This is a genomic window from Pseudaeromonas aegiceratis, assembly GCF_046254905.1.
GTDB lineage: Bacteria > Pseudomonadota > Gammaproteobacteria > Enterobacterales > Aeromonadaceae > Pseudaeromonas > Pseudaeromonas aegiceratis.
The window spans coordinates 3,074,413-3,087,119 of sequence record NZ_CP158016.1; the positions used below are offsets into that span (position 1 = coordinate 3,074,413).

Consider the following 12,707-nt stretch of genomic DNA (forward strand, 5'->3'; position numbering starts at 1 on the left):
CCTGGCCTCAAGTGGCCGGTTTCGTGATACCCCATCAGGGGGTGGTGATCTCCCGCCGGTAGATGACCCGTTCGTGTCCCTTATACAGACCAAAGGCTGCCTTGCCCGGCGGGAAACCGCTCAAGGTGCCACTGGTCCAGACATGCTGCCACCACAGGGGCACGCTCTGGGCCGTCACCGGCACATAGCCCTCGCCACCGGGGGCAGCAAACAGCAGGGGCAGACGACCGGCCACCGCCGTCAGGCTGTCTCGGGGCGTCACGGCGCTGCTGGCGCCATCGCTGTTATCCAGCAGCGGCACCGCCGACCAGTTGGCCGGCGCCAGGTCGTTGAGCCGCAGATCCGCCGCCGGCAGCACAGAACAGCTGTCATCCTCGGCGGTGACAAAGCGGCTGCCGCTCCAATACTGCAGGTACAGCGGCAGGGTCAGATCCGCGCTGGGGGCGCCGTAGACGCTGGTGGCCAGCAACCGTCCGTAACGGGTTTCCGGCGCCGTGGGGCTCAGGGTCAGGCTGCCGGACTGCCGCACCCCATCGCTGTCCGTCAGATCTGACAGGGTCAATGCCAACTCGGGGGTAAAGGGCGCCACCAGGGCCAGGGTGGCGGCGCTGGCATCGGACTTGTCATAGGCCAGGGTGCTCGCCTCGCTCCAGCTGAAGGTAGGCAAGCCGGCACTGGCGGCACTGCTGCCGGCGATGGCCCAGCTGCCGGACTCCCAGCCCAGCACCACCGCCAATGTGCCGCCGTCGCTGGCCGCATTGCTGCTGGCCGCGCTCCAGTTGTCGGCATCCGGATAGGCGTCATCGGCCGCTATCTTGGCGAAGTCTCCCAAGTAGTTGTTGATGGTCTCCCCGCTGGCATTGAGGCCATAGACATCGAACTGGCTGGCGAGACCGCTGGCATAGGTGAGGGCCTGGCCCAGGTAGCTGAAGCCGGCACTGTCACCGTCATCGGTGGCTTCGCAGGTCTGCTCCAAGACGCCCTGTCGTTGGGCCACCGCCAGCAGCTTCACCGGAATGAAACGCCCCACGGGATCGCTGTAGATCCGACTCTCGGTCAGGCTCGCCATGGGCACCGGCAGGCTGTCGCTCTGGTAGCCGGCATAGGGGATGAAGCTGGGCACCCGGTAACGGTACACCCCCACATCCGCCATGCTGGTGGTGAGATCCAGGGTGCCGCCGGTGAGGCTCAGGGTGCTGCTGGGCTGGCTGGGCGCACTGCCCTGGCTCGGCGCCAGCAGTTCGTGCTGCCAGGAGAGGGCACTGCTGGCCACCTGGCCACTGCTGCCGGTGGCAAAGTTGGGGGTCAGCACGAAGCTGCCGTCCTGCCAGTAGCCGGCCTGGGCCCGCAAGGTGAAGCCACTGTCCACCGCGGTGAAGGCCTCACAGGCGGCCAAGGCGGCATCCGTGCTGCCGCTGCAGCTGGGGGCGTCGGGCACCGTCAGGCGAATGACCTGGGGCAGCACCACGAAACTGTCCGTGCCAGTGAGGGTCAGGGTGCCGTCGTCGGTCTCCAGGCTGCTGGTGGCTGTCAACCCCATGACGCCGGCATCCGGGTAAGCCACCGTCAGGCTGGCCACGCCGCTGGCATCAAAGCTCAGGTTCTGGCTGCTGGCCTCGCTCAGGGCAGTATCATTGATACTCAGCGAGCTTGAGCCGGTGCTGGGGTAGCTGTACTGCTGGGTGAAGGTGACCGGCACCGTCTGGTTCTGCAGCAGCGGCAAACAGACCGGGCTGCTGCCGCCGCTGCTTTGTACCGCCTGGAGGCTGACGCTGCCACTGCCGGCCCCGGCGTAGAAATCCGGCACATCGAATTGATAGGCCACGTCCACAAAGCTCATGCTGCAGCTGCTGTCCAGCACCCCGTCTTTGTAGCAGCGCAAACTGTTGCTGGCGGTGGGTGACGCATCCGTGATCCCCAGCGTCACACTCTCCGCCGTGCTGTGGCTCAGGGTTACCGCGGTGCTGCCGGTAAAGCTGGGAGAAGCATCGCTCCAGCCCGAGCTGGGGGACAGGGTCACCTCGCTGACATTGCTGGACAGGGTACAGGCATCGTCGCTGCAGGCCTTCACCGTCACCTCTGCCGGCTCACAGGTCAGGGCACTGGCCGGGTAATGCAGCTCGTAGTGGTCCACGCTGCTGCCACTGCTGCACTCCCCGGCACTGATATCCGCGTAATCCTCCCAGTCACGGGCATCGATCACCCCGGAACCATTGAGCTGCAGATAATCCCCCACGGTCACGGGACCAATGATCTTACCGTTGACCGACACTGTGCCGTTGTCGCTGTAGAGACCGGCGGTGAGGGTGCCGTTGTTGATGGTGACCTGATCGTAGGCAATCACCACCACCCGCTGACCTGTCGAGACCGTCGTGGGCAAGGATTGGTTGAGGGTCATGTTGGCCTTGACGTACAGCAACACATCCCCGCTTCCTGAGACATAGAAACTGCCGCTGTTCATCTGCAGGTTGCGGATCCAGTACTCACCGGGCGCAATAGAGATGGTGCCGTCGATATTCAGGCTGTCGATGGTGGCGGGAAACTGGCTGGGCGCCAGGGTCAACTTACCATTGCTGTTGACCTGGATCGCGCCGTACTCTGAGCCGGTCAGGCTCTTGGTACCATTAACGTTGATATTTTCCCCCGAGGTGGAGGGAAAGGTCGCCAGGGTCAGGGGATCCACGTAGGTGTACAGCAAGGTACAAGTGCTGCTACTGCTTGGACAATAGTATTTTTTCGAATTGCCGCCGATGGAGGGAAAGCGGATCGCATCCCCCTGATTGGCGTAGATGGTACCGTCATTCCACAGCCCGCCGCCGGCCTCCTTGCTCTGCACCGGACCGGGAAACGGCGAGCAGATGGACGTCGCGGTGGTCGTCACAGCCACCCACTGCAGGGTCACCTGATCCCAGCTGATATCATCCTGATCCCGGCCCGCCGTGGTCGAGCCATATTGATCTGCCGTACTGACCGTCAGCACATAGCTGCCGGCCGCCAGGGTCAGCGCCGGACTCCAGCTGGGATCGCCATCGCCGGTAAAATAGCCGGAGGCCAACACTGTGCTGCTGCCGCTGGCCGTCAGCTTCCAGGCTGAAATGTTGCTGAAGGCCCAGTCCCGCAAGCGGTAGAACTGCAGACTGGCCAGCGTGCTCTGCTGGCTCAGAGTGATGCTGTAACTGACCTGACTGCCGCTGGGTGAGTCCGGATACCAACGATCCTGACCGCTCTGCTCGCTGCTATCGCCGATATGCTGGCGGGCCGTCAGATGCTGGTAGGTGCTGCTACCCCCCAGCAAGCTGATGGAGGAGAAGGAAAAATCATCCCAATCAGAACAACTGGCGTTGAAACGCGTGTGCTGACTACCGGAATAGCACTGCCCCCAGACCGCCAGCCGATACTCCCCCGCAGGCAGGGTCTGACTAAACGAGAAGCTTGCCGGGCTGCTGTCGCTGGCCTGGCTGTTCACCACCAAGTTGCCGCTGCTGTCCCAGATCACCAGACTGGCGCCGGCCTCCAGCCCAGCGGCATCATTCAAGGTCGCGCCGGTCAGACTCACCGCCTGACTGAGGGTCAGATACAAGGGATAGACGGGCACATAGCTGCCGTTGCTGGTGGTCAGCAGCTGAGTGGGCCGCAACGCATCTGTGCTGTTATCCCCCAGGGTGTAGGCGCCATCCAGCAGGATATCGGCCCGGGCGCTCAGGCTAAGCAGCAACACAACGAGGCCAAACAGCCAGCCTAGTCTCATAATCTCACCTCGCTGCTGCTCTGCCGGCTCACCTGCAGCTGGGCGTTGCCGCACTGGCCCTGGGTCTGCAACCAGTAATACTCCACTGGGCTGCCGTCCTCATCCGTCAGGCTCAGATGGCGGCAGGACCAGCTTAAGGTACAGCCGGTCAGGCCACTCTCACTCAGGCTCTGGCTGCCGCTGGCCGAATCCGCCTCGCCACTGGCACAGACCCCTCGCCGCAGCACCCAGTACAGACGCTGATCCATGCCCGACTGGGCCAACGACTGGGCGCGCACCGACAACACCTCATAGGCCAGGCTGTCGCTGGCGTTGCCCAGCAGCCGGGTCAGGGCCACCGCCAACAGGCCCAGGATCACCATGACCGCCAGGGCGATCACCAGCATGCTGCCGCGCTGGCGGCGGATCCGTCCATCAGGGCACATGATTCACCTGCAATCGTCGATTGAGCAGCAAGGCGTTGCCATCCCCCAGGGTCAGGGAGAGCACCACATCCAACTGGGTATTGGCCTGCAAGGAGGGCGCCGTCAGGGCAAAGCCGCTGGCCGACCCCAGATCCTGGGCCATCAAGACGCCGCCGGTCGGCACCCTCAGGCTCCAATCCCAGCCCCAAGCGTAATCGGCATAGCGATACAGGGAGGTGCCCTGCCGGCACCAAGCCACCGGACTGTCAGCCAGCACCAGATAGCGGCGGCCGCTGGAGTCCTGCGCCAGGGGCCGGGACAGACTGACGCTGGCCAGGGGATCCGAGTCCGGATCGCTGGGCAGGGTCACGCTGGTGAGGGTGGCCAGGCTACCGCTGGCCGCCGTCAGGCTGGACTGGTAGAAATCCGCCGTGCTCAGGGTATCCACCGACAGCCGCCGCCCCACCTGCAGGGCCGCCGCCGAGCTGTCCTGAAAGTCATCCCCCGACACCAGGCTCAGGCTGCTGCGGCCGGCCACCCAGCCCAGATAGCCCCCCGCCCCCCGCAGGGGCACATACTCCACGCAGGCCGCCAGGCTGGTGCCGCTGTCGTGCAGCCGCAGGCTCATGGGATGGGCATCCGCCAACTCCCGAGCCAGCCGCTCCAGCACGAAGCGCCCCTCCGCCAAGCGCCGCTGCTGCTCGGCACTGTCCCGGTACAGCAGGGTGCCGGTCCCCAGAAACTGGCTCACCAACACGGAGACGATGCCCAGCACCACTATCACCACCACCAGTTCCACCAGGGTAAAGCCGCGTGACCGCATCAGTAGTTGCTCCGATAACCGGTGAAGGGCAACGCCTCGCCGCTGGGGGTGGTCACCGTCACCCGGTAGCGCTTGGCCAGATCGGTGCGGCTGCTCCCCTCCTGCCATTGGGGGGCATTGCTGACGCAGACGGTGAGGCTGAAGTGGGCATACAGGGTGGGATCCAGGCCGCGCAGGCTGGCGTAGGCATCCCCGCTGATGGCGCTCCCCCCCAGGCTGGGGCAGTAGGCATTGAAGTCATCCACGTCATCAAACTGACTGTAGCTTTCGCTGTCCGGGCCGTAATCGTCTGGGTCCGTGCAGTCGCCACTGCTCTCTTCCAGCTCGGTGAGGCTGATGGCACCACAGTAGGGATAACGGTTGTTGCTGGTGAGGCCGCTGCGATCGCTATTTTCATCGAAGCTGCGGCCGGCAATCTCCCCCAGCAGGGCCTGGGCCAGTTCGGCGGCACGCACCTGATACAGTGGCTCCCGCTGCTGGCTCACCAGGGGCGCCAAGACGCCGGTGATGAGAACCAGGGCCAGGGCCAGCAATACCATGCCCACCACCAGCTCCAGCAAGGTGAAGCCCTGCGCGCCCTTAGCAGACATGGATATACCCCTGGGTTTCGATACAGAGTTTCAGACTCGTCTCGCCCTGGATGCCGATCACCAGCTGGCTGCCATAGGCCGTGCCGCTGGCGTCCAGTGGGCGCCCCCAGTAGTCAAAACTCAGCTGCGTTGGCGCGGAGAGCGTCACCGTGTCCACCGCCTCATCCGCCGCTATACCCAAAGAAGGGCTGGCATAGGCCTCCCCCGCCCCCGGCAGGCTGGCGTCGCAGCTGGTCTGGGCGGGATCCTGGCGGGGAATGCCGAAACGATGGGTCTCGAACAGCAATGTGCTGCACTGGCTGGCCCGGGACATGGCCATCAGCTGCGCCTGCTGCAGCAGGGCGGCCAGGCGATCCCGGTAGATCACCTCGTCAAAGCCACCCCGGGTGAGAAAGCGCGGCAGCACTGTCACCGCCAGCACCCCCACCAGCACCAGCACCGTCACCAGCTCCACCAGGGTAAAGCCCCTTGCCCGTCCCATGTGCCCCCTTAAATAAAACGGGGTGCGGCGTTCACCGCCCGCACCCCGTACCAGCCAGTCTCGCGACTGCGTCGGCTATCAGCAGCCGGTTTGTACCGTGATGGTGGGACGAGAGCCGGATGCAGAGGGGGCCTCGTAGGTCACGCTGCAGCTATCCACGGCACCGGAAACCCCATCCGGATAGGCGTAGACGACGTCACCACTGGTGCCCCAATCCCAGTCGTTGTCGCTCAGATCCAGGACATTGGACAGGGCGGTGCTGGTGGCGGCGGGATAGCCATATACGGTTGCAACGTCTTTGTTGTTGATGCTCACGGTGGCGCTTTCGGTGCTCTCGACCCCGTTGATCACCGCCTTGGAGTACACCAGGGAAGAGGCACTCTCCATGGCAGCCTTCAGACCACTCAGTGTGGACTCACGGGCATCACTCTGCAGATTGATAAACTTGGGGGCGGCGGTGACCGCCAGTATCCCCAGGATGATGATGACGATGACCAGCTCGATCAGGGTGAAACCGGCACTTCTTTTCATAGCGTATCTACCTTGTGTCTGTGCTTGCGACTTAATTGATATGGGTAGCCACCTGGCCACTGGCCGGACGGTAGCTGAAACTCTTGTAGGCATCGGTCCGGTTACCCGGATCCACGTAGCTGCCACTTTGATCCTTGCCGAGGCTCATGATCAGGTAGTAGCGGCAGTAGGAGTCGTTACCATCCGTTTCTGCGGAAACATAATACTTAATGTCTTCACCGCTAGATGTGACATTACTAAAATTTGTGGTGGCCGCGGGCGGATTTTGCAACAAACCCTCCCATAGATTCAAGCAGCGCTCGGCGGTCAGCGAACCGGGATCAACGGTGGGGCTACCGCTGGCGGCGGTATCCACAGGGTAACCCGGCGACTGGGTGCCCGCCTCCTGCTCCGCCTCACTGGGGGTGGTGAGGTACAGGCGAATGCCGTCATACAGGACGCTGTTCATGCTGTTGACCGTGCCGCGCCCCTGGGCCTCCCACTGGGCACGGGCCATCATGACCCCGGAGGAGAAGCCACCGCTCATCCCCTGCACGCTGGCGTTCTGCGCCTCCTCGGTCACATCGAGAAAGCGCGGCAAGGCGGTGACCGCCAGGATCCCCAGCACCACTATGACGATGGTCAGCTCGATGAGTGAAAAGCCCTGTGACTTGGACATAGCCCCTTCTCCGTGATTGATAAGCTCTGTTTATTCCACACCGGCCGCCAGCACCAGGGCGGCGCCGCCCTGGGTGTCATAGCTCAGCTGCCAACTGGCCAGACGGTAATGACAGCGCTGGCTCCAGGGGGTCCACTCCACCTTGACCGGGTCCCGCCCGATCTGCAGCGGCTCCGCCAGCAACGCGGTCCACAGGGAGGCACAAGCCGCCTCGCCGGGTTCCGTGACGTCATGGCCCAGCAGCCAGCCCCCGGGACTCAGCAGCCAGTTCTCCCCGCCCTGCTGCAAGCGTGTCGGCCGGCCGGCCTCCAGCCAGCGCTGGCGCCACCAGGCGACCCGCTCCATCCATTGCTGGGCCCGCACCTTGAGGGCCGCCTGCTGCACCTCACCCCGCTGCTCCGACATGGAACCCAGCAGCACGAACACGAACAGCAGTATCAAGATCCCCACCAGCAGCAGGTGGAAGACACTCAACAGCCGGGCGTCGGCATCGGTCTGACGACTCATCAGCCCCCCTTGATGGCCCGCATCATGTCCCACATGGGGGTGAAGATACCCAGGGCCAGGATCAGCACCATGCCGGCGACGATCACCAGCAGGATGGGTTCGATGCGGGCGGTGAGACTCTTGAGATCATAATCCACCTCCCGCTCGTAATATTCCGCCGCCTCCTGCAACAGCACGTCCACCTGGCCCGTCTCCTCCCCCACGGCGAACATCTGCATCACCAGGGGGGTAAACAGGCCGCTGTGACCGGCGTTGCGCAGCAGGCTCTCACCCCGCTCCACCCCGGTCTTCATCTCACGCACCTTGCCCGCCACGAAGTGGTTGTCCACCGCCTCCGCCACCATGCCCAATGCGCTGTTGAGCGGCACCCCGGCCCGCAGCATCATGGCAAAGCTGCGACAGAAGCGGGCCAGCAGAGCGCGCTCTATGATGCTGCCGACGATGGGCAGCTTCAGCTGATAGCCGTGCCAGCGCAGCGCCCCCTTGGGGGTGCTGATCCAGTGCAGCCAGGCCGCCACCAGGGCGATCACCCCCAGGCCAATCAGCCACCAGTAGTGGACGAAGAAGTGGGAGGTGGCCAGCAGCACCCGGGTGGCCCAGGGCAGCTGGGCGCCGAACTTGGCGAAGATGCCGGCGAAGGTGGGGATGACGAAAATATTGAGGATCACCATGGCCACGGCGATGGCTACCAGCACAAAGCTGGGATAGCGGATGGCGGCCTTGATGCGCTTGCGGGTCTCCAGCTCCAGCTCGAAGTAGTTGGCCAGCTGCAGGAAGGACTCCTCCAACTGCCCTGTGTTCTCCCCCACGTGGATCAGGGCGATAAACAGGCTGTTGAACACCTTGGGATGGGCCTGCATGGCCTGGGAGAGGGGCCGACCGTTGCCCAGCTCCTCCTCCAGGGCCACCAGGGCCCGGCGCAGCGCCTTGCCGTGGGCCGACTCCGCCAGGCCGTGAATGGCCCGCATGATGGGGATGCCGGCCTTGGTCAGGGCATACATCTGGCGGGTGAACATCACCAGCTCCGGCAGCTCGATCTTGGACTCCAGCAGCCGCTGCCAGTCGATGGCCTGGCCCCGGTTGCGGCCGGCCTTGAGGGCGGTGGGCAGGATGCCCCGGCGCAGCAGCTGCTCGGCGGCGGCCTGCTCGTTGGCCGCCTCCAGCTGACCGTTCACCGCCTGCCCCTCCCGGGTGCGGCCCTGATAGTCGAAGACCGCCACGGCTTACACCACCTCCGCCAGGCGCAACACCTCGTCCACCGAGGTGATGCCGGCACCGGCATAGTCGAAGGCCACCCGCACCAGGGGCTGATAATCCGGGTGCTCCCGGGCGCAGCGGGCGAAGGCCTCCGGATCGCCGCGACGCAAGGCGTCCATCATGGCCTGATCCAGCTCCAGCAGCTCATAGACGCCGATCCGCCCCTGGTAGCCGGTGAAGTTGCAGCTCTGGCAGCCGCGGCCCTTGACGAAGCTATGCTGGCGGGCGCTGGGGCCGAACAGGCTCTCCAGCCAGGTCCAGGCCCCCGGTTCGGGCTCATGAGGCTGGGCGCAATCCCGGCAGACCCGGCGCACCAGCCGCTGGGCGACGATGGCCCGCAGGGCGCTGGCCACCATGTAGCCCGGCGCCCCCATGTCCATCAGGCGCAGGGCGCTGGTGATGGCGTCGTTGGTGTGCAGTGTGGTGAGCACCAGGTGCCCCGTGATGGCGCCCCGCAGGCCGATCTCGGCGGTCTCCTGATCCCGCATCTCCCCCACCAGCAGGATGTCCGGGTCCTGACGCAGGCTGGCCCGCAACACGCTGGAGAAGGTGAGATCGATCTTGGGGTTGACCTGCACCTGGCTGATGCGCGGCAGTCGGTACTCCACCGGGTCTTCCACCGTGATGATCTTGACCCCTGGGCTGTTGAGCTCCGACAGGGCGGCATACAGGGAGGTGGTCTTGCCGCTGCCGGTGGGCCCCGTCACCACTATCATGCCGTGGGGCCGCTGCAGCTGGCGGCGGAAGCGCGCCAGCAAGTCGCTTGGCATGCCGGTGTCCTCCAGGCGCAACAGGCCGGCGGACTGATCCAGCAGACGCATCACCACGGACTCGCCATGCTGCACCGGCATGGTGGAGATACGCACGTCGATCTCGTGGCCCCGCACCTTCATGTTGAAGCGGCCATCCTGGGGCAGACGCTTCTCGGCGATGTCCAGGCCCGCCACCAACTTGAGGCGCAACACCAGGGCCGGGGCGATGCGCACCTCGTTGAGTACATTCTCGTGCAGTACGCCGTCGATCCGCTGGCGGATGCGCAGCACCTTCTCGTCCGGCTCGATATGGATGTCCGAGGCCCGCACCTGCACCGCATCCTCGAACAGGGAGCGCAGCAGCTTGACGACGGTGGCCTCGCTGTCGCTGGCCCCGGCCTCGACGAGCCCCAGATCGAAGCTGGTCTCCCGGTACTCCTCCTGCAGCTGCTCGGCGAAGCTCTCGATCTCCTTGGTGCGGCGATAGAGCTGGTCGAAGTAATCCAGCAGCTGGGCCTCCCGGGCCACCGCCAGCTTGAGCTGCCGGGGCGAGATCAGGCTGGCGATGGCATCCAGGGCCGCCAGATCCGCCGGATCCGACATGGCCACCGTCACCTCGTCGTCCTGTTGGTTCACCGCCAGGGCACGATAGCGCCGGGCGTGCACCTCGGGGATCAGCTGTACCGCCTGGGGGGCGATGCTGAGCTTGGAGAGATCGAAGAAGGGCACGTTCAGCTGCTGAGCCAGGAACTTGAGCAGCTGCTCCTCGCCGATAAAGCCCAGATCCACTAGGGTGGCCCCCAGCTTGCGGCCGGACTGCTTCTGCTGCTGCAGGGCCAGCAGCAGCTGATCCTCGCTGATGATGCCTTCGGCCACCAGCAGATCCCCCAGACGCATGCGCAGGCGAGGTTGTGCCATCTTACTGCTCCAATTGAGTCAAACGCTGCCGCACAAACTGCCGGGCGGCCTCTCCCAGCTGACCCCGGCTCAGAGCCTGGCGGTAGGCGTCTTTCGCCTGGGGCATCTGACCCTGTTTGTCCAGGCTGATCCCCAGCCCCATCCACCAGCGGCCGTTGGCCGGCTGGGCCTGGGTCAGGTGTTGGTAACTGAGCACCGCCTCATCCAGGCTGCCCAGCTCCTGGGCCAGGGCGGCGCGGGTGGCGTAATAATCCAGGTTGGCCGCCACCGGCGGCGTCAGCCCCTGCAGGTAGGCCAGGGCACCGGGTTTGTCCCCCATGGCCTGGGCCAGACGGGCCAGCAACAGGCGGAAGTTGGCATAGTTGGGGGCCAGGGCCATGCCCTGCTCCAGCAGCTGGCGCGCCTCGGAGAGCCGCCCCTCGCCGTACAGCAGACCGGCCAGCTGCTCCCGGCTCTCATGATCCATGGGGGTGGCCCGCACCACCCGATCCAGGGCCTCCCGGGCATTGGCCAGATCCCCGCTGGCCATGGCCTGACGGGCCAGCCGCTTGTCGAGCGCCGCCTGCTGGGCCGGGCTCAGCTGCACCGGCTCTATCTTGAGGCTGGCTTGGGGCGCCGGCGCCCCATACAGATCCTCTTCGGGATAGATGTCCGCGGCCTGCAGTGCCTCTGGGTGCTGGACCGATGCCGTCGCCACCGGCTCGCTCACCGGCTGCTGCAATGTCTCTTCGTCCACAAACAGGGGCTCCTCCTCCGGCAAGGGCGCCGGCAGGCGGGTCTCCGCGGTCGGCCCCCCGGCATCGCCGGCCTGGGGCGCCACGGCAGCCGCCGCTGTGGTGTCGCTGGCCACCGGTGTGGCCAAGGGAGCCGGTGCCGGCTCGGCCACAGGCGCGGCGGGGGATTCCATCGCCGGGGGTGCCGCCACGGCGGGGGCCGGTTCCGCCATGGCGGTCACCGGGCTGGCCTGCACCGACCGCCCCAGATAGCCCAGCTGCCAGGCCAGGCCTCCCGCCAGCAGCAGGGTCAGGGCGGTGCCCGCCAGCCACCAGGGGCCGCGGCCGGCGCTGGGCTGGGGCCGGTAGATGTTCGTCTGCTCGCTGCCGGCCTGACGCGCCTCCAGGTCCCGCAGCATCTGGTTGATCACGCTCATGCCTGCCACCTCCACCACCACAGGGCCAGGGCCCCGAGGGACAACACCAGGATCAGGGCCCAGCCCAGGGGCCGGCTTGGGTCCACCGCCGATTCGGTGTCCCGCGCCGCCTGCAGCACATGGCGGCCCTGCACCCTGGACTGCCCCTGGCCATAGGCCAGCATCAGGCTCTTGTGGGCCAGCACGTTCAACAGCCGCGGAATGCCGCGACTGGCGCGCCACAACAGGCGGGCGCTGCGCCGGGCAAACAGCGGCTGGCCGCGGTAGCCCGAGACCTGCAGCCGGTAGGCCAGATAGGCCTGGGCCTCCTGGGGCTGCAGGGGCCGCAGCCGGTAGGAGAAGGTGATGCGCTGGCGCAGCTGGCGCAGCTGGGGCCGGGCCAGCCGCTGATCCAGCTCCGGCTGGCCGAATAGCACCACCTGCAACAGCTTGCTGGACTCGGTTTCCAGGTTGCCGAACAACCGCAAGGCCTCCAGGGTCTCGTCCGGCAGCGCCTGGGCCTCGTCCAGCAGCACCACCACCGGCTTATCCGCCTGGCGCAGGGCCACCAGCTGACGATGAATGGCATCGGTCAGGGCCAGGCTGCCGCCGTCCACCGCCAGCCCCAGCTCGCTGGCCATGGCCTGGCGCAGCTCGTCGGGGGTCAGGGCCGGGTTGGGCAGATAGATGAGCTGGCACACGCCCCCCAGCTCCCCCATCAGCTTGCGCAGCAGCAGCGTCTTGCCTGTGCCCACCTCGCCGGTGACCTTGATGAAGCCTTCGCCCTGCCCCAGGGCCACCCGCAACACCTGCATCGCCTCTTCATGGGGCGGCAGGCCGTAGTAGAAGCCGGTGTTGGGGGTCAGGCCGAAGGGGGCCTCATGCAAGCCGAAATGGGTCTCGTACACC

The 12,707-nt window shown here is 65.8% G+C and carries 12 protein-coding genes; all 12 read right to left on the reverse strand.

Annotated features, from left to right (window positions below; translation table 11 throughout):
• Window positions 1-34: 34 nt before the first annotated feature.
• Complete coding sequence (locus ABHF91_RS14490) at window positions 35-3,748, reverse strand: DUF6701 domain-containing protein (RefSeq protein ID WP_409420963.1); 3,714 nt, start codon at window positions 3,746-3,748, stop codon at window positions 35-37.
• On the reverse strand, window positions 3,745-4,173 hold the full coding sequence (locus ABHF91_RS14495; RefSeq protein ID WP_409420964.1) for a hypothetical protein: 429 nt from the start codon (window positions 4,171-4,173) through the stop codon (window positions 3,745-3,747). Before ABHF91_RS14495 ends, ABHF91_RS14490 begins: the two co-directional genes overlap by 4 nt.
• On the reverse strand, window positions 4,163-4,975 hold the full coding sequence (locus ABHF91_RS14500; RefSeq protein WP_409420965.1) for a prepilin-type N-terminal cleavage/methylation domain-containing protein: 813 nt from the start codon (window positions 4,973-4,975) through the stop codon (window positions 4,163-4,165). Before ABHF91_RS14500 ends, ABHF91_RS14495 begins: the two co-directional genes overlap by 11 nt.
• Complete coding sequence (locus tag ABHF91_RS14505) at window positions 4,975-5,565, reverse strand: prepilin-type N-terminal cleavage/methylation domain-containing protein (RefSeq protein WP_409420966.1); 591 nt, start codon at window positions 5,563-5,565, stop codon at window positions 4,975-4,977. Before ABHF91_RS14505 ends, ABHF91_RS14500 begins: the two co-directional genes overlap by 1 nt.
• Entirely contained in the window at window positions 5,555-6,046 is a 492-nt protein-coding gene (locus ABHF91_RS14510) for a prepilin-type N-terminal cleavage/methylation domain-containing protein (protein ID WP_409420967.1), read from the reverse strand. Before ABHF91_RS14510 ends, ABHF91_RS14505 begins: the two co-directional genes overlap by 11 nt.
• Before the next feature lie 78 nt (window positions 6,047-6,124).
• Entirely contained in the window at window positions 6,125-6,577 is a 453-nt protein-coding gene (locus tag ABHF91_RS14515) for a prepilin-type N-terminal cleavage/methylation domain-containing protein (RefSeq protein WP_409420968.1), read from the reverse strand.
• Window positions 6,578-6,608: 31 nt separating this feature from the next.
• On the reverse strand, window positions 6,609-7,235 hold the full coding sequence (locus ABHF91_RS14520) for a Tfp pilus assembly protein FimT/FimU (RefSeq protein ID WP_409420969.1): 627 nt from the start codon (window positions 7,233-7,235) through the stop codon (window positions 6,609-6,611).
• Window positions 7,236-7,265: 30 nt separating this feature from the next.
• A complete protein-coding gene (locus tag ABHF91_RS14525; RefSeq protein WP_409420970.1) occupies window positions 7,266-7,742 on the reverse strand; it encodes a hypothetical protein in 477 nt (158 codons plus the stop codon).
• Window positions 7,742-8,962 (reverse strand): type II secretion system F family protein, encoded by a 1,221-nt coding sequence (locus tag ABHF91_RS14530; RefSeq protein ID WP_409420971.1) that lies wholly within the window; start codon window positions 8,960-8,962, stop codon window positions 7,742-7,744. The genes ABHF91_RS14525 and ABHF91_RS14530 overlap by 1 nt, the downstream gene beginning before the upstream one ends.
• Window positions 8,963-8,965: 3 nt before the next feature.
• Window positions 8,966-10,669, reverse strand: a complete 1,704-nt coding sequence (locus tag ABHF91_RS14535) for a GspE/PulE family protein (protein WP_409420972.1) — start codon at window positions 10,667-10,669, stop codon at window positions 8,966-8,968.
• 1 nt (window position 10,670) lies between these two features.
• The gene (locus tag ABHF91_RS14540; RefSeq protein ID WP_409420973.1) at window positions 10,671-11,819 is read right to left on the reverse strand and encodes a tetratricopeptide repeat protein; all 1,149 of its coding nucleotides are present in this window, start codon (window positions 11,817-11,819) and stop codon (window positions 10,671-10,673) included.
• Window positions 11,816-12,706 carry an ExeA family protein gene (locus ABHF91_RS14545; protein ID WP_409420974.1) on the reverse strand — a complete coding sequence of 297 codons (891 nt, stop codon included), beginning with the start codon at window positions 12,704-12,706 and terminating at the stop codon, window positions 11,816-11,818. The genes ABHF91_RS14540 and ABHF91_RS14545 overlap by 4 nt, the downstream gene beginning before the upstream one ends.
• Between the last annotated feature and the right edge of the window lies 1 nt (window position 12,707).

Bases quoted from the DNA above. Each gene is read 5' to 3' on its own strand.
- ABHF91_RS14510 (WP_409420967.1), bottom strand. From the start codon at position 6,046: ATGGGACGGGCAAGGGGCTTTACCCTGGTGGAGCTGGTGACGGTGCTG.
- ABHF91_RS14540 (WP_409420973.1), bottom strand. From the start codon at position 11,819: ATGAGCGTGATCAACCAGATGCTGCGGGACCTGGAGGCGCGTCAGGCC.
- ABHF91_RS14495 (WP_409420964.1), bottom strand. From the start codon at position 4,173: ATGTGCCCTGATGGACGGATCCGCCGCCAGCGCGGCAGCATGCTGGTG.
- ABHF91_RS14500 (WP_409420965.1), bottom strand. From the start codon at position 4,975: ATGCGGTCACGCGGCTTTACCCTGGTGGAACTGGTGGTGGTGATAGTG.
- ABHF91_RS14535 (WP_409420972.1), bottom strand. From the start codon at position 10,669: ATGGCACAACCTCGCCTGCGCATGCGTCTGGGGGATCTGCTGGTGGCC.
- ABHF91_RS14525 (WP_409420970.1), bottom strand. From the start codon at position 7,742: ATGAGTCGTCAGACCGATGCCGACGCCCGGCTGTTGAGTGTCTTCCAC.
- ABHF91_RS14505 (WP_409420966.1), bottom strand. From the start codon at position 5,565: ATGTCTGCTAAGGGCGCGCAGGGCTTCACCTTGCTGGAGCTGGTGGTG.
- ABHF91_RS14520 (WP_409420969.1), bottom strand. From the start codon at position 7,235: ATGTCCAAGTCACAGGGCTTTTCACTCATCGAGCTGACCATCGTCATA.
- ABHF91_RS14490 (WP_409420963.1), bottom strand. From the start codon at position 3,748: ATGAGACTAGGCTGGCTGTTTGGCCTCGTTGTGTTGCTGCTTAGCCTG.
- ABHF91_RS14515 (WP_409420968.1), bottom strand. From the start codon at position 6,577: ATGAAAAGAAGTGCCGGTTTCACCCTGATCGAGCTGGTCATCGTCATC.